At 63.3% G+C, this 23,812-nt stretch carries 26 protein-coding genes and 1 pseudogene; 15 read left to right on the forward strand and 12 right to left on the reverse strand.

Features of this window, described 5'->3' with window-relative positions:
* The first annotated feature begins 32 nt into the window (after positions 1-32).
* From AC0L2B_RS28890 to AC0L2B_RS28900, 3 genes are all read left to right on the forward strand, one after another.
* Positions 33-992 carry a TAXI family TRAP transporter solute-binding subunit gene (locus AC0L2B_RS28890; protein ID WP_473747787.1) on the forward strand — a complete coding sequence of 320 codons (960 nt, stop codon included), beginning with the start codon at positions 33-35 and terminating at the stop codon, positions 990-992.
* Between the two features lie 163 nt (positions 993-1,155).
* Positions 1,156-3,258, forward strand: coding sequence for a TRAP transporter permease (locus AC0L2B_RS28895; RefSeq protein ID WP_473747788.1), 2,103 nt, complete (start codon positions 1,156-1,158; stop codon positions 3,256-3,258).
* Positions 3,255-3,617 carry a DUF1850 domain-containing protein gene (locus AC0L2B_RS28900; protein ID WP_473747789.1) on the forward strand — a complete coding sequence of 121 codons (363 nt, stop codon included), beginning with the start codon at positions 3,255-3,257 and terminating at the stop codon, positions 3,615-3,617. The genes AC0L2B_RS28895 and AC0L2B_RS28900 overlap by 4 nt, the downstream gene beginning before the upstream one ends.
* Before the next feature lie 115 nt (positions 3,618-3,732).
* Here AC0L2B_RS28900 and AC0L2B_RS28905 read toward each other — a convergent pair whose 3' ends face one another.
* The gene (locus AC0L2B_RS28905) at positions 3,733-4,728 is read right to left on the reverse strand and encodes a nucleoside recognition domain-containing protein (protein ID WP_473747790.1); all 996 of its coding nucleotides are present in this window, start codon (positions 4,726-4,728) and stop codon (positions 3,733-3,735) included.
* A gap of 117 nt (positions 4,729-4,845) precedes the next feature.
* Between AC0L2B_RS28905 and AC0L2B_RS28910 the strand changes: the two genes are divergently transcribed.
* Entirely contained in the window at positions 4,846-5,298 is a 453-nt protein-coding gene (locus AC0L2B_RS28910; RefSeq protein ID WP_128169302.1) for an Lrp/AsnC family transcriptional regulator, read from the forward strand.
* A 263-nt stretch (positions 5,299-5,561) separates the two neighbouring features.
* Here AC0L2B_RS28910 and AC0L2B_RS28915 read toward each other — a convergent pair whose 3' ends face one another.
* Positions 5,562-5,708 carry a hypothetical protein gene (locus tag AC0L2B_RS28915; RefSeq protein WP_023801394.1) on the reverse strand — a complete coding sequence of 49 codons (147 nt, stop codon included), beginning with the start codon at positions 5,706-5,708 and terminating at the stop codon, positions 5,562-5,564.
* 419 nt (positions 5,709-6,127) lie between these two features.
* Here AC0L2B_RS28915 and AC0L2B_RS28920 point away from each other — a divergent pair, with 419 nt between their 5' ends.
* Both AC0L2B_RS28920 and ligD read left to right on the forward strand, forming a co-directional pair.
* The gene (locus tag AC0L2B_RS28920) at positions 6,128-6,634 is read left to right on the forward strand and encodes a YciE/YciF ferroxidase family protein (protein ID WP_027154740.1); all 507 of its coding nucleotides are present in this window, start codon (positions 6,128-6,130) and stop codon (positions 6,632-6,634) included.
* Between the two features lie 43 nt (positions 6,635-6,677).
* Positions 6,678-7,716: pseudogene (gene ligD / locus AC0L2B_RS28925) on the forward strand (DNA ligase D); the annotation flags it as partial.
* Between the two features lie 3 nt (positions 7,717-7,719).
* Here the strand turns inward: ligD and AC0L2B_RS28930 are convergent.
* Complete coding sequence (locus AC0L2B_RS28930) at positions 7,720-8,394, reverse strand: ArsR/SmtB family transcription factor (protein ID WP_473747792.1); 675 nt, start codon at positions 8,392-8,394, stop codon at positions 7,720-7,722.
* Positions 8,395-8,462: 68 nt separating this feature from the next.
* On the opposite strand from AC0L2B_RS28930, the gene AC0L2B_RS28935 reads away from it, so the two are divergent.
* From AC0L2B_RS28935 to AC0L2B_RS28945, 3 genes are all read left to right on the forward strand, one after another.
* Complete coding sequence (locus AC0L2B_RS28935) at positions 8,463-8,690, forward strand: DUF1127 domain-containing protein (RefSeq protein WP_473747793.1); 228 nt, start codon at positions 8,463-8,465, stop codon at positions 8,688-8,690.
* 96 nt (positions 8,691-8,786) lie between these two features.
* Complete coding sequence (locus AC0L2B_RS28940) at positions 8,787-9,119, forward strand: NIPSNAP family protein (protein ID WP_473747795.1); 333 nt, start codon at positions 8,787-8,789, stop codon at positions 9,117-9,119.
* On the forward strand, positions 9,116-9,460 hold the full coding sequence (locus AC0L2B_RS28945; RefSeq protein ID WP_473747796.1) for an antibiotic biosynthesis monooxygenase family protein: 345 nt from the start codon (positions 9,116-9,118) through the stop codon (positions 9,458-9,460). Before AC0L2B_RS28940 ends, AC0L2B_RS28945 begins: the two co-directional genes overlap by 4 nt.
* A 6-nt stretch (positions 9,461-9,466) precedes the next feature.
* Here the strand turns inward: AC0L2B_RS28945 and mbfA are convergent, their stop codons facing one another.
* The gene (mbfA, locus tag AC0L2B_RS28950) at positions 9,467-10,450 is read right to left on the reverse strand and encodes an iron exporter MbfA (protein WP_473747797.1); all 984 of its coding nucleotides are present in this window, start codon (positions 10,448-10,450) and stop codon (positions 9,467-9,469) included.
* A gap of 173 nt (positions 10,451-10,623) precedes the next feature.
* Between mbfA and AC0L2B_RS28955 the strand changes: the two genes are divergently transcribed.
* From AC0L2B_RS28955 to AC0L2B_RS28965, 3 genes are all read left to right on the forward strand, one after another.
* Complete coding sequence (locus AC0L2B_RS28955; protein WP_023801401.1) at positions 10,624-10,947, forward strand: hypothetical protein; 324 nt, start codon at positions 10,624-10,626, stop codon at positions 10,945-10,947.
* A 127-nt stretch (positions 10,948-11,074) separates the two neighbouring features.
* A complete protein-coding gene (locus AC0L2B_RS28960) occupies positions 11,075-12,052 on the forward strand; it encodes a threonine ammonia-lyase (protein ID WP_473747798.1) in 978 nt (325 codons plus the stop codon).
* A 38-nt stretch (positions 12,053-12,090) separates the two neighbouring features.
* Entirely contained in the window at positions 12,091-12,753 is a 663-nt protein-coding gene (locus AC0L2B_RS28965; protein WP_473747799.1) for a glutathione S-transferase family protein, read from the forward strand.
* Between the two features lie 61 nt (positions 12,754-12,814).
* On the opposite strand, the gene AC0L2B_RS28970 is transcribed toward AC0L2B_RS28965, so the two are convergent.
* Genes AC0L2B_RS28970 through AC0L2B_RS28985 form a run of 4 tightly spaced genes read right to left on the reverse strand, consistent with a single transcriptional unit; the run spans position 12,815 to position 16,540 of the window.
* Positions 12,815-13,951, reverse strand: a complete 1,137-nt coding sequence (locus tag AC0L2B_RS28970) for an ABC transporter permease (protein ID WP_473508082.1) — start codon at positions 13,949-13,951, stop codon at positions 12,815-12,817.
* A gap of 8 nt (positions 13,952-13,959) precedes the next feature.
* Positions 13,960-14,880: an ABC transporter ATP-binding protein gene (locus tag AC0L2B_RS28975; protein ID WP_091591967.1), complete on the reverse strand. Its 921-nt coding sequence runs from the start codon at positions 14,878-14,880 to the stop codon at positions 13,960-13,962.
* A complete protein-coding gene (locus AC0L2B_RS28980) occupies positions 14,877-15,830 on the reverse strand; it encodes an HlyD family secretion protein (RefSeq protein WP_023801406.1) in 954 nt (317 codons plus the stop codon). Before AC0L2B_RS28980 ends, AC0L2B_RS28975 begins: the two co-directional genes overlap by 4 nt.
* The gene (locus AC0L2B_RS28985) at positions 15,827-16,540 is read right to left on the reverse strand and encodes a CerR family C-terminal domain-containing protein (protein WP_473747800.1); all 714 of its coding nucleotides are present in this window, start codon (positions 16,538-16,540) and stop codon (positions 15,827-15,829) included. Before AC0L2B_RS28985 ends, AC0L2B_RS28980 begins: the two co-directional genes overlap by 4 nt.
* A gap of 105 nt (positions 16,541-16,645) precedes the next feature.
* Here AC0L2B_RS28985 and AC0L2B_RS28990 point away from each other — a divergent pair, with 105 nt between their 5' ends.
* Both AC0L2B_RS28990 and AC0L2B_RS28995 read left to right on the forward strand, forming a co-directional pair.
* A complete protein-coding gene (locus AC0L2B_RS28990; RefSeq protein ID WP_473747801.1) occupies positions 16,646-17,119 on the forward strand; it encodes a CYTH domain-containing protein in 474 nt (157 codons plus the stop codon).
* Positions 17,116-18,063, forward strand: coding sequence for a CHAD domain-containing protein (locus AC0L2B_RS28995; RefSeq protein WP_473747802.1), 948 nt, complete (start codon positions 17,116-17,118; stop codon positions 18,061-18,063). Before AC0L2B_RS28990 ends, AC0L2B_RS28995 begins: the two co-directional genes overlap by 4 nt.
* 45 nt (positions 18,064-18,108) lie before the next feature.
* Here AC0L2B_RS28995 and AC0L2B_RS29000 read toward each other — a convergent pair whose 3' ends face one another.
* The 4 genes from AC0L2B_RS29000 to AC0L2B_RS29015 form a co-directional block, all read right to left on the reverse strand.
* Complete coding sequence (locus AC0L2B_RS29000; RefSeq protein WP_473747804.1) at positions 18,109-19,830, reverse strand: SulP family inorganic anion transporter; 1,722 nt, start codon at positions 19,828-19,830, stop codon at positions 18,109-18,111.
* A gap of 122 nt (positions 19,831-19,952) precedes the next feature.
* Complete coding sequence (locus tag AC0L2B_RS29005) at positions 19,953-20,222, reverse strand: helix-turn-helix domain-containing protein (protein ID WP_023801411.1); 270 nt, start codon at positions 20,220-20,222, stop codon at positions 19,953-19,955.
* A gap of 199 nt (positions 20,223-20,421) precedes the next feature.
* Positions 20,422-21,123, reverse strand: a complete 702-nt coding sequence (locus AC0L2B_RS29010; protein WP_473747805.1) for a phosphatase PAP2 family protein — start codon at positions 21,121-21,123, stop codon at positions 20,422-20,424.
* A 118-nt stretch (positions 21,124-21,241) separates the two neighbouring features.
* On the reverse strand, positions 21,242-21,580 hold the full coding sequence (locus tag AC0L2B_RS29015; RefSeq protein ID WP_027154722.1) for a hypothetical protein: 339 nt from the start codon (positions 21,578-21,580) through the stop codon (positions 21,242-21,244).
* 204 nt (positions 21,581-21,784) lie between these two features.
* Between AC0L2B_RS29015 and AC0L2B_RS29020 the strand changes: the two genes are divergently transcribed.
* Entirely contained in the window at positions 21,785-23,773 is a 1,989-nt protein-coding gene (locus AC0L2B_RS29020; RefSeq protein ID WP_473747806.1) for a PhoX family protein, read from the forward strand.
* The last annotated feature ends 39 nt before the right edge of the window (positions 23,774-23,812 follow it).

Here is a 23,812-nt window from a genome sequence, read left to right on the forward strand (position 1 = left end):
CGCGGTGGCAGATATTTCAGGGAGGAGATCACATGCACAATTTCAGGAGGAAATTTATTGCTGCCGGCGCGCTGGCGCTGTCGCTGGGCCTTGGCGCGGTGCCGGCCAAGGCGCAGGAATTCATCAACGTGCTGACCGGCGGCACCTCGGGCGTCTATTATCCGCTCGGCGTCGCACTGTCGGAAATCTACGGCAAGGGCATTGAGGGCGCCCGCACCCAGGTGCAGGCGACGAAGGCATCGGTCGAGAACCTCAACCTGTTGCAGCAGGGCAAGGGCGAGATCGCCTTCGCGCTCGGCGATGCCGTCAAACTGGCCGCCGAGGGCAACACCGAAGCCGGCTTCCCGGGCAAGCTCGACAAGCTGCGCGGCGTCGCCGCCATCTATCCCAACTATATCCAGATCGTTGCCAGCAAGGAGTCCGGCATCAAGACGCTTGCCGACCTCAAGGGCAAGAGCCTGTCGGTCGGCGCGCCGGCCTCCGGCACCGAGCTCAACGCCCGCGCCATCTTCGCCGCCGCCGGGCTGAAATACGAGGATCTCGGACGGGTCGAGTATCTGCCCTTCGCCGAATCGGTCGAGCTGATCAAGAACCGCCAGCTCGACGCCACGCTGCAATCGGCCGGACTCGGCGTCGCCTCGATCCGCGATCTCGCCACGTCGGTGCCGATCAACGTCGTCGCCGTACCGGCGCAGGACGTCGCCAAGATCGGCTCGCCCTATCTTTCGGTGACCATTCCCAAGGGCACCTATGAAGGCCAGACTGAGGACGTCGCGACCGCCGCCGTCGGCAATTTCCTCATCACCCACGCCGACGTCTCCGACGAGACCGGCTATCAAATGACCAAGCTGCTGTTCGAAAATCTCGACCAGCTCACTGCTGCCCACGCCGCCGCCAAGGCGATCGACATGGCCAAGGCGCTCGACGGCATGCCGGTGCCGCTGCATCCCGGTGCCGAGCGGTATTACAAGGAAAAGGGATTGGTGAAGTAAGGCCGCTCCCTCCCCCTTGAGGGGAGGGTGCCGAGCGAAGCGAGGCGGGTGGGGTCGGTTCAGGCCGCGCACTGCCGCAACGACCCCACCCGTCCATCCGCCTTCGGCGGCTGTCCACCCTCCCCTCAAGGGGGAGGGATTGCGCCCCGCCAGGAACCCGCCAATGACCAACGCCCATCCCGAAACGCCGACCGTTCTCTCCCCCACCGCCGAAGCCCCGCTCGAAGGGCTGCCGCCGGGTTTCGGCGACGGCATCGCCGGCAAGGCCGCCTTTCTCATCGCCATCGCCTTCTCCGTCTTCCAGATCTACATCGCCGCCTATGGCATCCTGCCGAGCCAGGTGGTGCGCGCCATGCATGTCGGCTTCTTGCTGCTGCTCGGCTTCGGCTTGATCGCCAACCTGCGCGCCACAAGCACACCGGCGAAAGCAGCGTTCTGGACGCTCGGCGTGCTCGGCTTCGCCACCGGCCTCTACAATTGGGTGTTCTATGCCGATCTCATCCGGCGCTCCGGCTTCCTCACCACGCCGGACCTGATCGTCGGCACGGTGCTGGTCGTGCTGGTCTTCGAGGCTGCGCGGCGGCTGATGGGGCTGCCGCTTGCCCTGATCGCCTTGATCTTTCTCGCTTACGCTTTTTTCGGCAATCACCTGCCGCCGCCCTTCATCCATCGCGGCTATGATTTCGCACAGCTCATCGACACCTTCGCCTTTGGCACCGAAGGCATATACGGCACTCCGGTCTACGTCTCGGCCGCGTATATCTTCATCTTCGTCGTCTTCGCCGCCTTTCTCGAACGCGCCGGCATGATCGCACTGTTCAACGATTTCGCGCTTGGCCTGGTCGGCACATGGCGCGGCGGACCGGCCCAGGTCTGCGTCCTGTCGTCGGCGCTGATGGGCACCATTTCCGGCTCCGGCGTCGCCAATGTGGTGGCCAGCGGCCAGTTCACCATTCCGCTGATGAAGCGCTTCGGCTTCCGTTCGGCTTTCGCCGGTGCGGTCGAGGCGACCTCGTCGATGGGCGGCCAGATCATGCCGCCGGTGATGGGCGCGGTCGCTTTCATCATGGCCGAGACGCTGAACATCCCCTATGCCGAGGTGGTCAAGGCAGCGATCATCCCGGCGCTGCTCTATTTCGGCGCCTGCTTCTGGCAGGTGTACCTGGAAGCCGGCAAGGCCGGCCTGCAGGGCATGGCCAAGGCGGACCTGCCCAATCCGTGGCACGCGGTGAGAAGACATTGGCCGCTGGTGCTGCCGCTGGCCGCGCTCATCTATCTGCTGTTTGCCGGCTATACGCCGATCTTCGCCGGCACCATGGGGCTGGCGCTGACCATCGTGCTCATCCTCGGCACGCCGCTGGCGGCTTTGATCGGGCCGCTTGCCTTCCGCATCGTCTTTTGGCTGGCGCTGGGGCTTGCCGCCGCCTCCTTCATGAGGTTCGGCGTCAACATCCTCAGTTTTGTCATCGCCGGGCTCGTCATCGCCTGCGTCACCTTCAGGGGCGGACGCGAGACGCTGCAGATATGCATAGATTCGCTAGCCGAGGGAGCAAAGAACGCGCTGCCGGTCGGCATCGCCTGCGCCATCGTCGGCGTCGTCATCGGCGCCTTGACGCTCACCGGCATCGCCTCCACCTTCATCGGCTGGATAATCTCCATCGGCGAGAACAATCTGTTCCTGTCGCTGGTGCTGACCATGCTCACCTGCCTGGTGCTCGGCATGGGCATACCGACGATCCCCAACTACATCATCACCTCGTCGCTGGCCGGGCCGGCACTGCTGTCACTCGGCGTGCCGCTGGTGGTCAGCCACATGTTCGTCTTCTATTTCGGCATTATGGCCGACCTCACTCCGCCGGTGGCGCTGGCCGCCTTCGCCGCCGCGCCGATGGCCAAGGAAAGCGGCCTCAAGATCGGCATCCAGGCCACCAAGCTTGCCGTCGCCGGCTTCGTCGTGCCGTTCATGGCGGTTTATACCCCGGCGCTGATGCTGCAGGACCCCGGTCCGATCGCCGCCCAGTTCGGTTATCCCGTCGAGGTCGCCTATATCGTCGCCAAGGCCTGCATGGGCATTGCCCTGTGGGGCGCAGCCGCCGTCGGGTTCCTGGCCCGGCGCATGGCCTGGTGGGAACGTCTCGTCGCCTTCGCCGCCGGCGTGCTGCTGGTTGCCGCGCTGCCTGTCACCGACGAAGCCGGCTGGGCGCTCTCTGTCGCCTGGATCGGCTGGCACTGCTGGCGGGCGCGGCAGGCCACCGGTACCGCATGAGCCTCTGTATCCTCGCAGCCGGCAAGACGGTGACGCTCACTGTCGCCGCCTTCACGCTCGCCTGGACGCATTCGGTGGAAAAGACGCATTGGCAGGAGGACTGGAAGGTGACGCCTTCCGGCTTGGAGATCGCCGAGGCACGGATCAAGGGCTCGGGCGCCGGCATGGAACCGCCGGAAGGCTCGGTGCTGCGGGACGGTTGGTGGGTCTATAAACCCAAGATGGCGCCGCTGCGGCGCCTTGTGCTCGCGGCCTCCGGCGCGACCGGTGAAGGCTGGACGCTGTGCACGGTTCAGGGCTGCCGCGAACTGGGCAAGGCGGCAGGCGACACTACGGTGCTGGAGCTGTGCGAAGGTTAGTACCAGCCGCGGTAGCGGACGGTCCGCAAGCGGGTGCGGGACCTCGTCCTCCAGGGCGTTGTCGGATGTCGAGTGCCGGGCACAGCCACATAAGCGGACCAAAGACGCTCCATCGTTAGCCGCCAAAACCGGATTCCGACTGAGCGAGCCGACTTTCTTCCTTGCGGAACAGTGCTTTGAAAAACAGAACGTCGGAAGCCGAACTGATAGCCCGGGCGATCAACGCGGTTGCGAGCACGGCAAAGATCAGGCGAACGAAAAACACACTGGTGAAGTCTGCACCCAGAGCGATGACAACCAGTGTGTCCTCTATGAGACTGTGGGCAAAGCCCATGAACACGCAAGCGAGGAAGATCTGGCGCGGCTCTACGCTGGTCGTGCGCGCCTCGCGGATCAGCAGTCCCGCGCCATAGGAAATTCCAAGAAGCAGACCGACCGCAGTGAACGGCACCGCTTGTGACTGGATGCCGGCAAGGCGAAAGAGCGGCGCAAACCCCTTGTTCAGCCAACCCAGGATGCCCGACATCTTGAGTAGCTCGATCAGCCAGCTTAGTGCGAGGAGAATGACGAGCATGGTTGCCACGGTTTTGAGCATGCCTGGAAAAAAACTGCTCCAATCAGCGCCTTTGCTCATTGGTATCCACGCCGGCTTCAGCGGCTCGGATAGCCATCCGGTTGCTGCGAATATCTGGTGCAGGAGCACGGCAAGGATCAGTCCGCCGCCAATGCGAAGCGCTGCAGTGACCACGAAGCTTGGCCCAACCTTCTGAATGATGCGTTGTTCAATCGGAATGGCATGCGCAAATAGCAAAAGGGTTGAAAGAACGGTCATGTCGGCAGTGCTTAGCGTCGAAACCGGGGCCAGAGTGAACACGGTCACCACCGCGCCCCAAATTCCCACCAGCAATCCTGTCAGCCAGGCAAGGGCGAGCTCGGGCGGCAGTCCAACCAGCGTCATGAGAGGTCCGAAGAACGGAGAGATCGCCCGGATGACACCAAGATCCTGCAGGATCTGTGTGACTATCGTGACCGGAACGATGATGCGAACCAATTCCCAATAGATTTCAAGCGTTTCCAGCGTCCTTCGATAGAGGGCGGCCTGCACTGCCATGGCGATGTCTCCGTGATTGACGCCAAATGACTACCGTGAGACGGTTCGCATTTGTGGTCAAAATTTGCGGACTTGTGCAATAAAATTGCAGACGGTAGACGACGACGGAGGACCGCAATGGACCGGATCGACAGGAAGCTTCTCAAGCTGTTGCAAGAAGACGCTTCGCGCACCAATGCCGACCTGGCGGCGGAGGTCGGGCTTTCGCCCTCCAGTTGCTTGCGCCGCATACGGCGGCTCAAGTCAGTCGGTGTCATCGACCGCGTTGTCGCGCTTCTTGATCCGGCCAAGGCCGGCAGGGGGATGAAGGCTATCGTCACGGTCGAGCTGGAGCGCCACGGCGAGCAGCACATGCGCCGCTTCCTCGAGCTTGCCGCCATGGAACCGGTGGTGATCCAGGCCTACAGCGTGAGCGGCTCGACCGACGCTGTCCTTATGCTGCGTCTGATGGATATGGACGAGTTCGACACTTTGTGCGAGCGGCTGTTCCGAGATCGGACGAATGTGGCGCGGTATTACACCATGTTTGTGATTCGAACCGCCAAGGAGACGACCGCAATCCCGCTCTAGCTTTTCGGAGGCAACTTGGCGGAAGGGATCTTGCAGCTACTGGGCGGTCACGCGAGTCCCGGCTGCCTGGTGTCAAACGGCACTTAGCTTGCCGGCGGCGAGATCTAAGCCCCAGAATCTCAAAATTCTGGAAACTCAGACCCTTGGCGTTGTCGCACGCCGCCTGTCGGCGAGCCCAGGACGTTCCGTGCGATATGTGGTCGCACGATGATCGGCGGCCGGCCTGCAGATCCGGCTATCGTGACGGCTTTCCATGGTCGTCATCAGTGCGCGCTGATGCCGAGCGTGTGGCCGCGGCGTGCGCAAGCGGGGCCTGGGCCGCGCATGTAATAGCGCTCCGGCCGGTAGGTCGGCGCGACGAATTCGCGGATGGCGGCAGCGTAGCCGATGAGGTGCGTCAAGAAGTTCATTTTCCCTGTCCCTGTCCCGATTTCGGATGTCCCTTCCGAATTGCGTGGGATCATAGCGTCGAGGCGTGAATACTCGGTGAACACGATGTTAATCTTTGGTCAAAAAGGCCTTGGTTCGTGGCTGGAATGCGGCTGATTCGGGGTCTTTCCATGCAGTTCGTCGGCATTCCGGCTAGTGTGACTTTTGCATCACATATGTTTCGTTTGGATGTCGCTCCGACGCGCTTGTGTTTCAACTTGGCCGGTGCCGCGAAATTTCCGTGCTTGCGCAAATTTCTCTGATTACTCGGGGAAGCCAGGAACCCGTCCGATAGAAGCACGTTGACGCTGAGAGCCGGGACCAACCCCGGCCCAGCGGCTTCCGAGCGGAACCGCCGCCGGAACCCCCAACACAGCAAGAACAATGGAAAGGCAAAGCCATGGGTTTCTTTTCGAAAGACATCAAGACGCTGGACGACCTCTTCGTCCACACGCTGCGCGACATCTATTACGCCGAGAAACAGATCGAGAAGTCGCTGCCGAAGATGATCGACAAGGCGACCGACCCGCAGCTGAAAGCCGGCCTGGAGAAGCATCTCGGCCAGACCAAAGGTCATATCGAGCGGGTCGAGAAGGTGTTCGAACTGCATGGCGTGAAGGCCAAGACGGTCAACTGTCCGGCCATCGACGGCATTCTCGAGGAAGCCGATGAAGTCAGCGGCGACATCGACGACAAGGACGTTCTCGACGCCGCCCTGATCGCATCCGCGCAGGCGGTCGAGCACTACGAGATAACCCGTTACGGCACGTTGATCGCCTGGGCCAAGCAGCTTGGCCGCACCGACTGCGCCAATGTCCTGGCCAACAACATCAAGGAAGAACAGGCGACCGACCGCAAGCTCACCGAGATTGCGGAAGCCAAGGTCAACCTTCAGGCCGCCGAGTAGACTCTCGATCGAGGCAACGCCGGACAGCCGGCTTTGCCTCACTTTCCGTAGCTGGACGTCGACCGTACAATGGGCCACGCTCGTTCCAGGGATTGCGCGAGGACAAACCGGCGGAGGAAGTCGTGCAGGAAAAGCCGAAAGCACCCGCTGGCAGGGCCGACAGCAAGGCAAAGCCTGCCAGCGGGAAGGGCGAGACATCCGCCGCTGTCAAATCCACGGAGGCGGCAGACACCGTCATAAAACTTTCTCATCCGGACAAGCTTCTGTGGCCGCAGGAGAAGATATCGAAGCAGGGCCTGCTCGATCATTACGCTTTGGTCTGGCCACGCATGCACCAATTCGTCGTCAATCGGCCGCTCAGCCTGGTGCGCGCGCCGGACGGCGTCGACGGCCAACGCTTTTTTCAGAAGCATGCCTCCGCGGGCATGCACGAAAAAATCGCCAGGATGAAGGATCCGACCGACGGCGAGGAGATATTGTTCATCCGTGATTTCGACGGTGTCGCTGCCTTGGTCCAACTCGGCGTGGTCGAGATCCATATCTGGGGCTGCACCATCGACGAACTGGACAAGCCGGACCAGATCATCTTCGATCTCGATCCCGACGAAGAAGTCGACGTGAAAGCGGTGCGCGCGGCGGCGCTCGAAATTCACGGCCGGCTCGATGCGCTGTCATTGCCGAATTTCGTCAAGACCTCGGGCGGCAAGGGCTACCATGTCGTCGTGCCGCTGAAACCATCGGCGGACTGGGACGAGGCGAAGGACTTCGCCCATGATTTCGCCCGCGCCCTCGAGCAGGCCGCCCCTGATCGGTATACGGCGACGCTGTCGAAGAAGGCGCGCACCGGCAAGATCTTCGTCGACTATCTGCGCAACGGCCGCGGCTCGACCACGGTGGCGCCCTATTCGTCGCGCGCCAAGAAGGGCGCCACGGTATCGATGCCGGCGATTTGGGCCGAGGTCGGGGCCGGGTTAGCGCCGAACGCATTTCCGATCGGCGACAAGACGACGCTGAAACAGTTGGCGAAAGCCGATCCCTGGGTGGATTTTTTCAAGCAGGGCAAGCCGCTCAAGCGCGGCTGACAATCAAGCGAGAAACACCCTCTCGAAGGACTGCTTGCCCATCGGCGAAAAGATCACCGCGCGGCTGTCTTTGTCGCGCCGCGCCCATTTTTCCAGAAGGATCTTGTCGAGGATGGCAGCGCCCAGCGTGCCGGCCAGATGCGAGCGCCGCACGCTCCAGTCGAGGCAAGCCCGGCACACCGGTCGTCGCGCCTTGCTCTCGACATCGATGCCGATCGCGGCGAAATGCGAGGCGGCCGACGGCCCGAGCCGGATCTCCTTGTCGTCGCGCAGCAGCACTTGTCGAGCGACTAGACGGTCCAGCATCGCCACGGCCTGCTCGCCGGCGAGGTGGTCGTAGCAGACCCGCGCCACGCGCATCGCCGCATCACGCGGACCCGGCCGCACCCGCTGCGGTCCGACCGCGGCGGCCACGCCGGTGATCGCCTCGATCATGCCAGCCACCTGCGGCCCGGCCAGCCCGTAGTAGCGGTGCCGCCCCTGGCTTGCCAGCGTCAGCAGCCCGCCCTCCATCAGTTTCGACAGATGCGAGCTGGCGGTCGGCAGCGACACGCCAGCCTCGAGCGCCAGTTCGCTCGCTGTCAGCGCTGTGCCACTCATCAGCGCGGTCAGCATGTTTGCCCGTGCCGGATCGCCGACTAGGCTGGCGATGCGGGCTATATCTGGGCCTTCACGCATGGTTCGTCCTTCATCGAAGCATTGACGTCAGATAACCACTATCCTGCGCCGAGATCAAGGAGATGACGATGACCGCAAGAACCGCTTCCCACACCGTGCCTGTCAGCCGCTTCGGCCGGCGGCCGTCTCCGTTCATGATCTTGCGCCGGGCGCATCTGCGGCTGCTGGCGCGGTGGTATGACCGCCATCTGCAACGCCTCGACCTCGCCGAGATTGACGAGCACCTTATGCGCGACCTCGGCCTGACGCCACAAGACGTTCGCCGCGAATGCGCGAAATCCTTCTGGCAAGCATGACCACCGGAGAAATTGCCTAGCACATCGATCCACGGAATATTTCGACCCCGCTCGAACTGTCGCCGCAACAAACCAGATTCAGCAAGGAGACAAAAGATGACCATCACCTGCTTCATCCGCTACGAGATCGATCCGTTCGGCAAGGCGGCGTTCGAGGAGTATGCCCGCAACTGGGGCCAGGCGATCCCGCGCTGTGGCGCCGATCTGATCGGCTATTTCGCGCCGCATGAGGGCTCGGCCACGACAGCCTATGCCGCCTACAACATCGACAGCCTGGCGGCTTACGAAGCCTACCGTATCCGGCTCGCCGCCGACCCGGCCGGCAAGGCCAATTACGAATTCGCCCGGCGTGAAAAATTCATCCTGAAAGAGGATCGGACTTTTTTGAAACTCGCATCCAGGCCGCACGCCTCTCTGGTGAAACTGTGATCGCCGTCATCTTCGAGGTCGAGCCGGCAGCGGGCAAGCGCGACGCCTATCTCGGCCTCGCCGCCGACCTGCGCCCGCTGCTCGACGGCATCGACGGTTTTCTGTCGATCGAGCGCTTTCAGAGCCTTGTCGACCCGAGCCGCATCCTGTCGCTGTCGTTCTGGCGTGACGAGGAAGCGGTGAAGGCCTGGCGCAACACGGAGGAACACCGGCAGGCGCAGAAGGCCGGCCGTGGCGGCATCTTTGCCGGCTACCGTCTGCGCATCGCCCATGTCGTGCGCGACTATGGCCTGACCGAGCGCGCCGACGCCCCGCAGGACAGCCGGGAAGTGCATGGGTAGGGATTGCTAGGCATTCCCGATCAGCACTCCAGCCGCAAACACCAGCGCGCCGCCCAGCACCACCTGGAAGGTGGCGCGCCAGAACGGCGTCTGCATATAACGGTTCTGCACAAAGGCGATCGCCCACAGTTCGAAGAACACCACCACGACTGCGAGAATTGTCGCGGTCCAGAAATACGGAATTAGGTAGGGCAAGGCGTGACCGAGGCCACCCAGCGCCGTCATCACGCCTGTGGTGATGCCGCGTTTCACCGGCGAGCCGCGGCCCGACAGCTTGCCGTCGTCGGAGGCGACCTCGGTGAAGCCCATCGAGATGCCGGCGCCGATCGAGGCGGCAAGCCCGACCAGGAAGGTCTGGAACGTGTCGTGCGTGGCGAACGCGGCGGCGAAGATCGGCGCCAGCGTCGACACCGATCCGTCCATCAGCCCGGCCAGTCCCGGCTGCACATAGGTCAGGATGAACTGGCGCTGCTCGGCTGCTGCTTCCTCGGCCTTCACCGCGCCCGGCACATGCTTTTGCTCCAGCCGCTGCGCCAGCGTCTCGTGGCCCTGTTCGGCCACCGCCAGATTATCGAGCAGCTTTCGCGTCGAGGCGTCGCTGGTGCGTTTCGCCGCTTCGACATAGAACAGGTAGGCCTGACGCTCCATCGACTCGGCCTGTTGGCGCACATGTTCGATGCCGAGCGGCCGGACCAGCCAGTCGGGCTTGCGCTCGTAATAGCCCTTTACGTGCTCGCGCCGGATCAGCGGAATGCGCTCGCCAAAACGCTCGCGGTGAAGCTCGATCAGCGAATCGCGATGGCCGTCCTCCTCGTCCGCCATTTCCTCGAACACTTTGGCCGAATGCGGAAACCTATCCGCCAGCCCGTCGGCATAGGCGCGGTAGATACGCCCGTCATCCTCTTCGGAAGAGATGGCGAGCGCCAGGATCTCTTGCTCCGAGAGCGACTCGAAGGGACGGCGACCAAAACCGAAAACACGGGAAAGCATGAGAAATCCGCCCTAGTTTAGAATTATTCTAAACTAGAGTTTGGTGCACCGTTGGTCAATCGCTTGTAGCCGGAGGTTCAAATTTATGGTTGCGGGAATCCTCCGCCAGCGCCCTTCATTATTGGCGAATGTTCACCTATATAGTGGGCTTAAGCCAAGAGAAAGGAATCCGGATGCCGGCAAAACAGCCCACCCATGCATTTGACCCGAAACCCGTTCTCGACCTGATCGCCAGCATCGAGGCCGATCTGCAGCGCCTGAAAGGCCTGGTCGAGCAGCAGGTCGAGAAATTCGACCCGGCCAATCCGCACAACAAGGCCCCCGACGGCAAGCTGACCGAGGAGGGCGTCGAATGCTGCTACCGCCTGTTCGACGAGGGCAAGTCGCGCTATTCGGTTGCCCAGCAGATGAAGATCTCCTTCGCCGCCGCCACCCATCGCTTCAACACCTGGCGCAAGATGGGCGGCGCCAAACGGCAACGGACGCTTTTGGGGTGAGGAGCGGTCGGCGAGGAGCGCCACTCTCTGCTCGCAATCCACGAATTGTCCCGGTCACATTTTTCCAGTGGTGCGCGGCCTGGTTTTCCGTGCACCATGGGGCGGTCTCATTCTGCAGGACCTCACCATGACCACCCCTCCCGGCATCGCCGATATCCACCGCGCAGCAACGCGATTGTCCGGCCTGATCGTCGAAACGCCGCTGATCGAATCGCCGGAGCTGAACAAGCGTTTCGGCGCCAGGATCCTGTTCAAGCCGGAGACGCTGCAGCGTACCGGCTCGTTCAAGTTCCGCGGCGCCTACAACAAACTGTCGTCGCTGAGCGATGAGCAGCGCAGCCGCGGCGTCGTCGCCTTCTCGTCGGGCAACCACGCGCAAGGCGTCGCCGCGTCGGCGGCGATGTTCGGCGTCAAGGCGGTTATCGCCATGCCCACCGATGCGCCGGCAATGAAGGTCGGCAATGTCAGGAAAATGGGCGCCGAAGTGGTTCCGTTCGACCGGTTTCGCGACGATCGCATGGCGGTGGTTCGCCCGTACATGGAACGGGGCATGGTCCTGGTTCCGCCTTTCGACGACCCGGCCATCATCGCCGGCCAGGGAACGATCGGCCTCGAACTGATGGCGCAGGCGAAAGCACTCGGGGTGAGCCTCGACGCGGTCGTCATCCCCTGCGGCGGCGGCGGCCTGAGCAGCGGCATCTCCATCGCGGTCAAGGACGCCTCGCCGGGCACCGCCGTCTGGGCGGTGGAACCCGAGCATTTCGACGACACCTGTCGTTCACTGGCCAGAGGTGCTCGGGTTTCGATCGAACCCGGCCACACTTCGATCTGCGACGCGCTCCTTACCGCCGAGCCGGGCGCGATCACCTTCGAGATCAACCGCAGGAATCTCGCCGGCGGCATTGCCGTGTCCGACACAGCGGCGGCACAGGCGATGCGCGACGCCATGGCCCATCTCAAGCTGGTGGTCGAGCCCGGCGGCTGCGTCGGGCTGGCCGCGCTGTCATCGGGCGAGATCGAGCTATCAGGCAAATGCGTCGCCGTGGTGCTGTCCGGCGGCAATGTCGATTTCGGCACCTATGCAGAGATCATGGCCGCGGCTTAGGTGCGACCGAACCGGCACCATTCAAAGGCTGACACGAAATGAAACTGCTCTTCAGCCGCAATCCCAATCCTCGCCTCGCGGTCGCCGTGGCACGCTATCTCGACGCAAAGCTCGACTTTGAGTTCGCATCGCCCTTCGCTCCCGGGCAGGCTGAGCGATATCGCCCGCTGAATCCCAATCTTTCATTGCCGATACTCGTAGGCTCGGGAAACAGCCTCTGGGAGGCTGACGCCATAGCCTGCCGGCTTTCACGCGACGCGCATTCGGATCTCTGGCGCACCGGCGACGACGAACCCGAGATGATCCGATGGCTCAGTTGGGGTAAAGAGAACTTCGCAAGAGCTTGCGACGTCGTGCATTTCGAACGCGGCACCAAGCAGCGCTATGGGATTGGCCCGATCGATCAGCACCGGGTTGAGGAGGGGCTGAGGGACTTTCGCACGGCCGCTGCAACACTTGAGAACGCGCTTTCCGAGCGAGACTGGCTGGTCGAAGATTCGGTTTCCTATGCCGACTTTAGAATGGCGACGTTTCTGCCCTTCAACGACGTCGCCAGATTGCCGCTCGACGATTATCCTTCGGTCAGTCGCTGGTATCGCCAGCTTGGAGAGATCGACGCCTGGCGCGATCCCTTCAAAGGACTGGATGCGCCTGAATTGCCGCCGGTCCCGGGAAGCCCGCATGAGCCTCGACCCGAATGATCATGCATCCAAGGTGACACCTCGGCCATTTGCGTAAGCTGCTTGAGTTGGATCCTAATTCCTAATCCAGCGTCCGACGGAACCGCACCAGCGCCACGCCGGCAAACAGCGCCACGAACACGACCAGCCAGCCTATTTCGGTTGCGACCGCCGGCAGGTCGGCGCCCTTCAGCATCACCGCGCGGATGATGCGCAGGAAATGCGTCAGCGGCAGGATCTCGCCGAAGATCTGCGCCCAGCCAGGCATGCCGCGATAGGGGAACATGAAGCCCGACAACAGGATCGACGGCAGGAAGAAGAAGAAGGTGAGCTGCAGTGCCTGCATCTGCGTGCGCGCCATCGTCGAGATGGTGTAGCCGAGCAGCACCAGCGCCAGCACGAAGACCAGAACCGCCGCAAGCAGCAGCGACAACGACCCGGAGAAGGGAACCCCAAACAGCAGCTTGGCCGCCGCCAGCACCACCGCCACTTGCACGGCGCCGACCACCAGATAGGGCAGCACCTTGCCGAGCATGATTTCGAGCGGGCTGGACGGCATCGCCAGAAGGTTTTCCATCGTGCCGCGCTCGGTCTCGCGCGTCAGTGCGATCGAGGTCATCATCACCATCGTCATCTGCAGGATGACGCCGAGCAGGCCGGGCACGATGTTGTATTGCGAGATGCCTTCCGGATTGTAGCGTCGGTGCACCACCACTTCGAGCTGGCCTCGGGCAGCTTCGGCGGCCGTCTCCTGCATGCCGCGCGCCCTGAGCAGCGCCTGGTTGGCAACGGTGCCGAGCGTCGAAATGGCCCCGCTGGCGACTGCCGGGTCGGTCGCATCAGCCTCGATCAGGATTTGCGGCTGGTCGCCGCGCTCGACTCGCCGGGCAAAGTCGGCGGGAATGGTGACGACAAAGGCGACGTCGCCACGCGCCATCAGGAATTCCGCCTCGGCGGCATTTTGCGCGACATGGTCGAAGCGGTAGTAGCCGGTGGTCTGCAGCGCCGAAACCATGGCTCGCGTATAGGGATCGCTGCTCATCGCCACCAGGGCTGCCGGCAGGCTCTTTGGATCGTTGTTGATGGCATAGCCAAACAGCACCAGCTGCATCAGCGGCACGCCCAGCATCATGGCAAAGGTGATGCGGTCGCGCCGCATCTGGATGAACTCCTTGATCAGCAGCGCGCCGAGCCTGGCGAAGGAAAAGACGCTGTTTATCCCGTTTTTCATCCCATATTGTCCTTCGAGCCGGACATGAACTGGATGAACACATCCTCCAGGCTGGTCTCGCCCGGCGTCACCGTGACGCCCTTGTGGTCTTTCTCGACATCGGCGAGGGCGGCCTGAAGCGCCGTCTTGTCGGAGCCGACGACGTGCAGCGTCGCGCCAAACGGCGCCACCTGGTCGACACCGGACCGGCCGCTGAGTGCGGCAGCGACCTGGTCGAGGCGCGGACCCTGCACAACGAAGGTCGTCAGCCCGGCATTCCTGACCACCTCGTCGACCGTGCCGGTGGCCAGCATCCTGCCGTAGGAGATGTATCCGATGCGATGGCAGCGCTCGGCCTCGTCCATATAGTGGGTGGAGACCAGCACGGTCAGCCCGCCGCTGGCCAGCCGATGGATCTCGTCCCAGAATTCACGCCGCGCCTTCGGATCGACGCCCGCCGTCGGCTCGTCGAGCAGCAGCAATCTGGGCTTGTGCATGATGCAGGCGGCCAGCGCCAGCCGCTGCTTCCAGCCACCGGACAGCGTGCCGGCCAACTGATCCTTGCGCGAGGTGAGGCCAAGATCCTCCAGCGTCCTGGCGACATGCTCGTTGAGCGGCTTCAACCCATAGAGCCGCGCTACGAATTCCAGGTTTTCGGCGATGGTCAAATCCTCGTAGAACGAGAATTTCTGGGTCATATAGCCGACTTCGCGCTTGATCCTCAGACTGTCGGTGCGGATGTCGAAGCCGAGCACCGTGCCTTCGCCCTCATCCGGCGTCAGCAGGCCGCACATGATGCGGATGGTCGTCGTCTTGCCAGAGCCGTTGGGGCCGAGGAAGCCGACGATCTCGCCCTCGGCCACCGTCATCGTCACATGGTCGACGACGGTCTTGTCACCAAAACGCTTGACCAGGCCGTGGACGTCGATGACGTTCATTTGCCGATATCCGCCAGTTCGACATCAACGATCTGCCCCGGTTGCAGCGCGCCGGCGTCGCCCTCCGGCCGCGCCTCTACCAGATAGACCAGCTTCTGCCGGGTTTCGAGCGAGTAGATCACCGGCGGCGTGAATTCCGGGTCCGGCGACACGTAGCTGACGCGAGCCTTCACGTCCGGCCCGCAGCCGTCGCAATGGACGTTGAGCAGCGTGCCGACTTCCACCGACGAAAACGCGCTTTCCGGCACATAGACGCTGAGCTTCACCGCGCCGTCCGGCAGAATCGAAATGACCGGCGCGGTCGGCCCGGCGGTGTCGCCGGGATAGCGGATCACATCGTTGATTCGGCCGGGCGAAGGCGCCGCCAGCACACGCTTCGACAGCCGCCAGCGCGCCTGCTCCAGCGCCGATTGCGCCTGCCTGACCTGATTGTCGGCGGCCTTGATCGTCTCGGGCCGCGCCGGCAGGCCTCCGACAGCGAGATTGGCTTCCGCCTGGCCGAGCTGCGCGTTGGCAGTTTCCAGCGACGCCGAAGCCGTATCATAATCGGCCTGGGTGCCGGTGCCGCGTTTAAACAAATCGCTGGCGCGGGTGTATCTGCGTTTGGCGTCGGCGGCTTGCGCCTTGGCCATGTCGACCTGCGCCTTGAGCACCTCAATCTCTTCCGGCCGCTTGCCGACCTGCAGGTCGGCAAGTTGCGCCTGGGCCTGGGCAAGGGCCGCCTCGGCTTGCGCGACGGCTATTTTTGCGTCGGCGCTTTCCAGCGTCACCACTGGCGTGCCCGGCGCGACGCGATCGCCGCGCTTGACCGAAATCGTCTCGACCTGCGCCACCTCGATCGGCGCGAGCAGCACATAGTCGCCCTCGACATAGCCGACGGCGAGCGGCGCCGCCGGTGCGCAGGTGCTGAAAAGCAGGGCGGCGAGCGGCACAGAGCAGAGGAAACTCATGATCTATGATCCTTCCGGTCGGTTAAGTGACGCCGAGCCAAAATCGCGCCGAGATTATCCGTCACTGCCGCCGCGATCTTGGTGGCCTCGGCGTCGCCGATCGCGCGCCAGCCCATGCGGCGCATCACCGCCTCGCGGCCGATGCGGAAATAGACGACCTGGCCGATCAGCGTGAACACGGTGAGTCGGGTTGCCTCGCTTTCGGCCGGCTCGCCCGTCGCCTGCTCCCAGATCAGGCAGAGCCGGCGATGCGTCGGCTCGAATACGCCGTCATAGATGCGGTCGAGTGCCGCCGTCGGATGCGACAGCTCACGCAGGACGAACTGCACGATCTCGCCGGCCTCCGGCCTTGCCACGATGAAAGCCACCATCCGCTCCAGCGCGGTGAACAGTTGTGCCCGCGCCGCTTCGGGGTCGTCCGTTTCTGAATCGCTTGGCCCCTGCAGATTGCCGATCGCCTGGCCGGCAATGGTCTGGATGGTGTCGACGATATAGTCGGCCGCAGCGGTGCGAAGCCCTTCCTTGCCGCCGAAATGATAGGCGATCGAGCCGATATTGGCCCTGGCCTCAGCCGCGATCTCGCGCGTCGAGGTGCCGTCGAAACCCTGGCGTCCGAACAGTTTTAGCGCTGCGCGAACAAGAGCCGCGCGCGTCATGTCGGCGGGGGATGCCTCGCGGCGCGGAATTTTAGCGTTTGTCGGTTTGCTCATGATTCGCAGTTTAATCAATCGAATGATTAAAGTCAAGCCTTGCCGATCTCCACCTGTCGATCTCCACCTTGCCATCTCCATCCGCACGCGCTTTAGTGTGGAGCCATGGTCAAGGAAATCGAGCGCAAGTTCCTGGTCTCCGGCGATGGCTGGCGGGATCTGGTCGAAGCGGACATCCGCATTCGCCAGTTCTATCTCGTTGCCGCGTCCGACCGCTCGGTCCGCGTGCGTATCAGCGACGGCGCCTCGGCAAAACTGACGCTCAAATTCGGCAGCAAGGCCCGCGAACGCGACGAATTCGAATATCCGATCCCTCTGGCGGATGCGGAAGAGATGCTGGCCTTCGCCATCGGTCGTGTCATCGAGAAGACACGCCACCATGTTAGGCATCGCGGCCATCTCTATGAAGTCGACGTCTTCGGCGGGATGCTCAGCGGTCTGGTGGTCGCCGAGCTTGAGACGCCGCAGGACGTGCAGGGCGAAATGCTGCCAGATTGGCTCGGCCGCGAAGTCACCGGCGAGCACAGGTTCTACAACGCGTCGCTCGCCCTCGAGGGGATTCCGGAGATCGCCGCATGAGCTATCGCATCGATCCGCGCCTGCCGTTGACTGGCGAGGTCAGGCGCATCCTCGCTGAGGAGATCGGCAAGGCGCTCGTCCATCTGGACGCGGCGCATGACAGGCCGGAGCAGGCGCTGCACAAATGCCGCAGGCGGCTGAAGAAGGTGCGTGCCTTGCTGCGCCTGGTCCGTCCCGGAGACGAAACATTTTGCAGTACCGAGAACCAATGCTACCGAGAGGTGGCTGCCCTGCTTGCCGGCCCGCGCGAGGCGACCGCGCTGGTTGAAACCATCGACCGGCTGGCAAAAAACTTTCCCGAGCAAAGCGCCGGCGGCGGTCTCGATGCCGTTCGCGACACGCTGGCGGCGCGCCAGCACGAATTGCATGGCGGAGCTGGCCTCGGCGCCGCGATAGCTGCCGCGACTGCCGCTTGCGAGGATGGCATCATCCGGATCGATACTCTGGTCTTGCCCGACCAGCCCGAACAGGCCGCCGACGTGCTTGCCGAAGGCGCCCGCATTACTCTGCGTCGCGCCAGAAAGGCGCTGGACAAGGCAGGCTCCCGCGGTGATGCCGACGATTTCCACGATCTGCGCAAGGCGGCAAAGACTCACGGCATGCATCTGTCGCTGCTTGGACGGCTGTGGCCGACGCCGATCAAGGCCCGGCGCAAGGCGGTCGACGAACTTGGCGAAAAGCTGGGCGAACTGCATGATGTATTCGTCTTGCGCACGCTTCTCGAGGCCCACGACCGGCCGCTCGGCTCTCCTCAGGAAACGCAACTGCCGAGCAAGCTGTTGAAGCGCTCGGAGAAAAGCCTGAAAAAGACCTGTCTTGCGGCGGCAGCCGATCTGTTCGGCGACAGGCCCAGGCGCTCGACAAAAAAACTCGCGCGCAAGGCGCGCACCGATCTGGCCGCCGCGCCGCACGAAGACGCCAGCGCGCCCGGCGCCGCTGCCTGACGCGGTGCTTGCGTCCGTCCGACATCGCTGACGATGAGGAGAGGGTTAGACCTCTCCCGGCGCGGCATTCTTCAACTGCGCTCGCGCGTCCCTGATCGAGGCGGCGTATGTCACCAGCGGCCGTTTGACGCCGTGGTTGATCAGCATGCGGCGTGTCTGTGGCGAAGCGCCTGATATGATGAAGCGCACGCCGGCGCGCCTCGCCTTGTGGGCAGCGCTCTCGATGACGTTGGCCGCCGTTGAATCGAAGAATGGCACGGCCGAGCAGTCGAGGATGAAGTTCTTGCGCTGGTCGGCGATGCGGTCCAGCACCGTGGCGACGGTCGAGGCGGCGCCGAAGAAGAAGGCGCCGGAAATCCGGTAGACGACGGTGTCGGCATCGCTGGCTTCGCTGGAATCGTATGCGCTGGCGGCGCCGGTTCTGTCGGCGACATCGTCCTGCACCAGTCCCTGATCCGGCTCAACCGCAATGCTCTTGGCCATGCGGTCGATGAACAGGATCGAGCCCAGCGCGAAGCCGACGACGATGCCTTCGGTGAGATCACGGAAGATGACGATCAGGAAAGTCGCCATCAGCACCAGCGCGTCGCCGCGCGAGGCACGCAGCAGCGTGGCAAAGGCCTGCTTCTCGAACATGTTCCAGCACACCACCGCCAGAACGCCGGCAAGGGCTGCAAGCGGGATGTAGCTGGCCAGCGGCGCCGCCACCAGCATCAGGGCAAGCAGGAGGGCCGAGTGGATCATGCCCGAGACCGGTCCATGCGCGCCGGCCCGCACATTGGTCGCGGTGCGGGCTATGGTGCCGGTGGTGCAGATGCCGCCGAACAGGGCGGACGCGATGTTGGCGAAGCCTTGCGCCACGAGTTCGCAGTTGGAGCGGTGCCGCCTTCCTGTCATGCCGTCGGCGACCACCGCCGACAGCAGCGATTCGATCGCGCCGAGCAGCGCAAAGGCTAGGGCGTCCGGCAGGACGTCGATCATCCTGTCGAAGCTGATCGGCGGAAAGGCTGGCATTTGCAGGCCGCGCGGGATGCCGCCGAAGCGCGTGCCGATCGTTTCGGCAGGCAGAGAAAACAGCGCCACGACAAGCGACGCCAGACCGATGGCGATCAGCATGGCGGGCCATTTTGGCCGCCACCGTTTCATCAGGGCAATGGCGACGATGGTCAGCAGAGCGACGAAGGTGGCGGCGAGATTGATCGTGCCGGCCGCCTCGCCGATCGCCATCAGCTTCGGCACCAGCGGTCCAGGTTCTTTGCCGGCGAGTTTTAGCCCGAACAGCTCGACGATCTGGCCGGAGAAGATGATGATGGCGATGCCGGCGGTGAAGCCGACCGTCACCGGATAAGGAATGAATTTGATGTAGGTGCCAAGCCTGAGGTAGCCGATGACGAGCAGCAAGACGCCGGCCATCATCGTCGCCAGCAGCAACCCGTCGACGCCGACCCGTGCCACGGTTGCCGCCATCAGCACGATAAAGGCGCCCGCCGGCCCGCCGATCTGGAAACGGCTGCCGCCCAGAGCCGAGACGAGGAAACCGCCAATGATGGAAGTGTAGAGCCCGCGCTCCGGAGACACGCCCGATGCGATCGCGATCGCCATCGACAGCGGCAGCGCCACAATGGCCACGGTCAGTCCGGCGATGGCATCGGCCTTGAAGTGCTCTGATGTGTAGCCTTCGCGCAGCACCGTCGCCAGCTTCGGCGTGAACAGTTCGGAAAATGTCGGCTGCGCCGGTTGATGAATTGCCCGCTGGGTTCGATCCATGGACTGCCTTCCGCTCCTGATGCATGCCGCCAAAAAGTGCACAGCGGCCACGCATAAAACCAAGCAGGCGGCGGGATCGTCGGCAGGACTGTCGGCGGTCGCCGTCGCGACTCTATTTCGGCTCAGCCTGGCGGGTTCTGCGGCACGACCGGCTTGAGGCGCACCCCCCTGCCGCCGCGCTCGCTGGCCTGGTTCTCGCCGATCAGCTCCACGCCGGCCCGGTCGAGGGCCTGGATGACCTTCATCAGCGTATCGACCACGCCCCTGACCACGCCGTCGCTCGCTTCCATGCGCTGAATGGTTGGAAGCGAAACCCCGGCGCGCTCGGCGAGCGTCTTCTGATCGATGCCGGCCAGAGCCCTTGCGGCGCGCATCTGCGCGGCAGTGATCATTGGCTAAAAACCCCCGTCTGAGTCTGCATTCCATGTATAATACTATCATTGTGATGGTTCAAGCATCATCATGCACATGTCAGACATGTGCACACCAGGCCGTTTGCATCTTGGCGAGCCTGCGCGCCCGCTGGGCCAGCACGCCCCAGCCGCCGCAACTTAGAGGAGAATTGGCGCAGCGTCGTTCGGAACGGGCGGTTCAGGCGCCGGCGGTCTGCCCGCGCCATCGCTGGAACGCCCATGCGACCAGCCAGCACAGCATCGCCCAGGCGAAGCCGGCGCACCAGCCGGCCAGCACGTCCGATGGCCAATGAACGCCGAGATAGACGCGGCTGATGCCGACGAGCAGTGCTGTCAGCACGGCAAGTGCCAGCACATAGATCTTGGTCGTTCGCCCAGGCAGGAAACGCGACGCCATGCTGCCCAGCGTCAAATATGTCACCGCCGACAGCATCGCATGGCCGCTTGGAAACGAAAGCGTCGCCACGTCGGCGAGATGCGAGACCAGGTCGGGGCGCGGCCGATCGATTCCGAGCTTCAGCGTGCTCGACAGGGCCTGCCCGCCCGCCACCGCGACCAAGACCAGAAACGCTGCTCCCGGCTTGTGGATCAGCAGCAGATAGACGATCACCGCCACTGTGATCAGCCCGAGCACGATGGCGCTGCCGAGGCTGGTAATGTCGCGCATCGCCCCTTCCAGCCATGGCGGTCCGATCGGATTGTCTGGCTGGCCCGCTTCACGGAAGGCGAGCATGATTTCCGTGTCGAAGGCGTGCGGCGTGGTGTCCCGCGCCACCTCCATCAGTTCCTCGAACCCCCACAGCCCGCCGGCGATGACCAGTCCGGCCAAAAGCACCGGGAATTCGATCCAGTTGAGCAGCTTGTTTGCGGTATTCTTCATCGGGCCAACCGTCTTACAGCGCCGCGCGTCCTTTTGGACGCGCAAAGGACGCTGTAGCACTTTGATTTGGCGCATGATCCTTTCCGAAATCGTTTCCGATTTTCGGGGTCATGCGCAACTACAGTTTTTGCAGATAGGGTCCGAGCGTGATCAGCGCCACCGCTGCGACGGCGAGCACGATGCCGGTCGCCTGCAACGAATTGACGCGCTCGCCGAAGAACACCAGTGCCACCACGTTCACCGACACCAGTTGGATCACCGCCGACAGGCTGAACGACACCGACATGCCGAATTCACGGATCAGCCTCAGCATGATCAGATTGCCCGCTGAATAGAGCGCCAGAGTCAGAACGATCTTGCCGAGGCTCGGCGCCAGCCCCCATTGCTTGGCCGCCGTCGCCGCCAGCAGGAAGATCACTGTCGAAATGCCGAGCTGCCCCAGTCCCCAGAAACTCACTTTTTTGTTCCTCCCGACGCAGTGCTTGCGCGCCTGCCGCAGATCTTGTTTCGGAAGCGTCGGTCGCGGTCAAGCGGCCTGATCAAAGACATGAAATCGGGCTGGAAATTAGTCGGCAACGTCATCAAACTGTGATCTGCTGGCGATACGCGGTCAGTCAAGCAACACGCTCCAGCCATCCCAAAGAGCCAGAGGCACGCCCCCATGACTGAACATCGCCCCGACGCCCATTTCCCCACCAGCCTGCTCGAGGAAAACGATGGGCCAGGAACCAATCCCACTGACAACCAGACGATGGGCGAAATCATCGCCGCGCGATTCTCGCGCCGTGGTTTTCTGCAGGGATCCCTCGCGGCAACCGCCATCGCCGCCACCGTCAGCCCGCTCGCGCTGATCCTCGCCGACGATGCCCGCGCCGGCGGCGGCTCGGTCTTCAGTTTCGACGAGGTCGAGGCAGGCGTCGACGACAAGCACCATGTCGCTGCCGGCTACGACGCCGACGTGCTGTTGCGCTGGGGCGATCCGCTGTTTGCCGATTCGCCGGAATTTGATCCGACAAAACAGTCGGCGCAGGCCCAGGAAAGACAGTTTGGCTACAACAACGACTATGTCGGCTATCTCCCGATAGACGGCTCGGCCGAGCACGGCCTGCTGGTGGTCAACCACGAGTACACCAATCCGCATCTGATGTTCCCGGGCCTTGTCAGCATCGTCGATGGCGAGGCCAAGCAGGCCCCACTGAGCAAGGAACAGGTCGATATCGAGATAGCCGCGCATGGCGGCACCATCGTCGAAATTCGCAAGGTATCAGGCAAATGGCAGGTGGTGCGCGACGGCAAGCTCAATCGCCGCATCACCGCCAACACCGAGATGGCGCTGTCCGGCCCCGTCGCCGGCCACGACCGGGTCAAGACCAGTGCCGATCCGACCGGCACGAAGGTCTTCGGCAGCGTCAACAACTGTGCCGGCGGCGTCACGCCCTGGGGCACCTACATCATGGCCGAGGAAAACATACACGGCTATTTCTCGGGCGAGCTGCAGGAAGGTCACAAGGAAGCCGCCAACTACAAGCGCCTGGGGATTCCCGACGGCTCCTATGAATGGGCTGCGCATTACGACCGCTTCGATATCGGCAAGGAGCCGAACGAGCCGAATCGCTTCGGCTGGATCGTTGAGGTCGACGTCAACGATCCGACCTCGGTGCCGCGGAAGCGCACTGCCATGGGCCGTTTCAAGCATGAGGGCGCTGAATCGATCGTCGCCAAGGATGGCCGTGTGGTGTTCTACCAAGGTGACGACGAGCGTTTCGACTATGCATACAAATTCGTCACGGCCGGCAAGTTCAACGCCGAGGACCGCGCCGCCAACATGGATCTTCTCGACGACGGCACGCTCTACGTCGCCAAATTCGCCGAGGACGGTACCCTGGAATGGCTGCCGCTCGTTCACGGCCAGGGTCCGTTGACCGCCGAGAACGGCTTTGCCAGCCAGGCCGACGTGCTGATCGGGACAAGGCTTGCCGCCGATCTTCTCGGCGCCACCAAGATGGACCGCCCCGAGGATATTCAGCCCCACCCGACGACCGGCAAGGTCTACGTCATGCTGACCAACAATTCGAAGCGCAAGACGGAGCAGGTCGACGCCGCCAACCCGCGCGCCGAAAACGCCTTCGGCCACATCGTCGAGATTGTTGAGGACGGTGGCGATTTCACTGCCACCAAGGGCAAGTGGGAAATCATGTTGAAATGCGGCGATCCCTCGGTGGCCGAAGTCGGCGCTACTTTCTCGACTGCAACGACCGCCAATGGCTGGTTCGGCATGCCGGACAATTGCGCCATCGATGCGGCCGGCCGGCTCTGGGTCTCGACCGATGGCCAGGGTCCGAAGGCGACCGGCCGCACCGATGGCCTGTGGGCGGTCGACACCGAAGGCGAGGCGCGGGCGACCTCGAAGCTATTCTTCCGCGTGCCGATCGGCGCCGAACTCTGCGGCCCGCTGTTCACGCCCGACGACCAGACCGCCTTCGTCGCGGTCCAGCATCCGGCCGATGGCGGCGAGGACTGGGAGGCTTTTGGCCGTCCCTCCTACTATGAGGACCTATCGACCCGCTGGCCTGACTTCAAGCCCGATATGCCGGTGCGGCCGTCGGTCGTCGCCATCACCAAACAGGGCGGCGGCAAAATCGCGGTCTGAATCACTGCAAGGCGCTAGCAGCGCCAAGGAAGGATTTCG

This window comes from Mesorhizobium sp. WSM4815 (genome assembly GCF_055811575.1).

Bases quoted from the DNA above. Each gene is read 5' to 3' on its own strand.
- AC0L2B_RS28960 (WP_473747798.1), top strand. From the start codon at position 11,075: ATGACCACCCCTCCCGGCATCGCCGATATCCACCGCGCAGCAACGCGA.
- AC0L2B_RS28910 (WP_128169302.1), top strand. From the start codon at position 4,846: ATGGACCGGATCGACAGGAAGCTTCTCAAGCTGTTGCAAGAAGACGCT.
- AC0L2B_RS29020 (WP_473747806.1), top strand. From the start codon at position 21,785: ATGACTGAACATCGCCCCGACGCCCATTTCCCCACCAGCCTGCTCGAG.
- AC0L2B_RS28990 (WP_473747801.1), top strand. From the start codon at position 16,646: ATGGTCAAGGAAATCGAGCGCAAGTTCCTGGTCTCCGGCGATGGCTGG.
- AC0L2B_RS28980 (WP_023801406.1), bottom strand. From the start codon at position 15,830: ATGAGTTTCCTCTGCTCTGTGCCGCTCGCCGCCCTGCTTTTCAGCACC.
- AC0L2B_RS28900 (WP_473747789.1), top strand. From the start codon at position 3,255: ATGAGCCTCTGTATCCTCGCAGCCGGCAAGACGGTGACGCTCACTGTC.
- AC0L2B_RS28975 (WP_091591967.1), bottom strand. From the start codon at position 14,880: ATGAACGTCATCGACGTCCACGGCCTGGTCAAGCGTTTTGGTGACAAG.
- mbfA (WP_473747797.1), bottom strand. From the start codon at position 10,450: ATGCTTTCCCGTGTTTTCGGTTTTGGTCGCCGTCCCTTCGAGTCGCTC.
- AC0L2B_RS29010 (WP_473747805.1), bottom strand. From the start codon at position 21,123: ATGAAGAATACCGCAAACAAGCTGCTCAACTGGATCGAATTCCCGGTG.
- AC0L2B_RS28965 (WP_473747799.1), top strand. From the start codon at position 12,091: ATGAAACTGCTCTTCAGCCGCAATCCCAATCCTCGCCTCGCGGTCGCC.
- AC0L2B_RS28895 (WP_473747788.1), top strand. From the start codon at position 1,156: ATGACCAACGCCCATCCCGAAACGCCGACCGTTCTCTCCCCCACCGCC.
- AC0L2B_RS28995 (WP_473747802.1), top strand. From the start codon at position 17,116: ATGAGCTATCGCATCGATCCGCGCCTGCCGTTGACTGGCGAGGTCAGG.
- AC0L2B_RS28930 (WP_473747792.1), bottom strand. From the start codon at position 8,394: ATGCGTGAAGGCCCAGATATAGCCCGCATCGCCAGCCTAGTCGGCGAT.
- AC0L2B_RS28890 (WP_473747787.1), top strand. From the start codon at position 33: ATGCACAATTTCAGGAGGAAATTTATTGCTGCCGGCGCGCTGGCGCTG.
- AC0L2B_RS28920 (WP_027154740.1), top strand. From the start codon at position 6,128: ATGGGTTTCTTTTCGAAAGACATCAAGACGCTGGACGACCTCTTCGTC.
- AC0L2B_RS29000 (WP_473747804.1), bottom strand. From the start codon at position 19,830: ATGGATCGAACCCAGCGGGCAATTCATCAACCGGCGCAGCCGACATTT.
- AC0L2B_RS28905 (WP_473747790.1), bottom strand. From the start codon at position 4,728: ATGGCAGTGCAGGCCGCCCTCTATCGAAGGACGCTGGAAACGCTTGAA.
- AC0L2B_RS28955 (WP_023801401.1), top strand. From the start codon at position 10,624: ATGCCGGCAAAACAGCCCACCCATGCATTTGACCCGAAACCCGTTCTC.
- AC0L2B_RS28935 (WP_473747793.1), top strand. From the start codon at position 8,463: ATGACCGCAAGAACCGCTTCCCACACCGTGCCTGTCAGCCGCTTCGGC.
- AC0L2B_RS28940 (WP_473747795.1), top strand. From the start codon at position 8,787: ATGACCATCACCTGCTTCATCCGCTACGAGATCGATCCGTTCGGCAAG.
- AC0L2B_RS29005 (WP_023801411.1), bottom strand. From the start codon at position 20,222: ATGATCACTGCCGCGCAGATGCGCGCCGCAAGGGCTCTGGCCGGCATC.
- AC0L2B_RS28985 (WP_473747800.1), bottom strand. From the start codon at position 16,540: ATGAGCAAACCGACAAACGCTAAAATTCCGCGCCGCGAGGCATCCCCC.
- AC0L2B_RS28915 (WP_023801394.1), bottom strand. From the start codon at position 5,708: ATGAACTTCTTGACGCACCTCATCGGCTACGCTGCCGCCATCCGCGAA.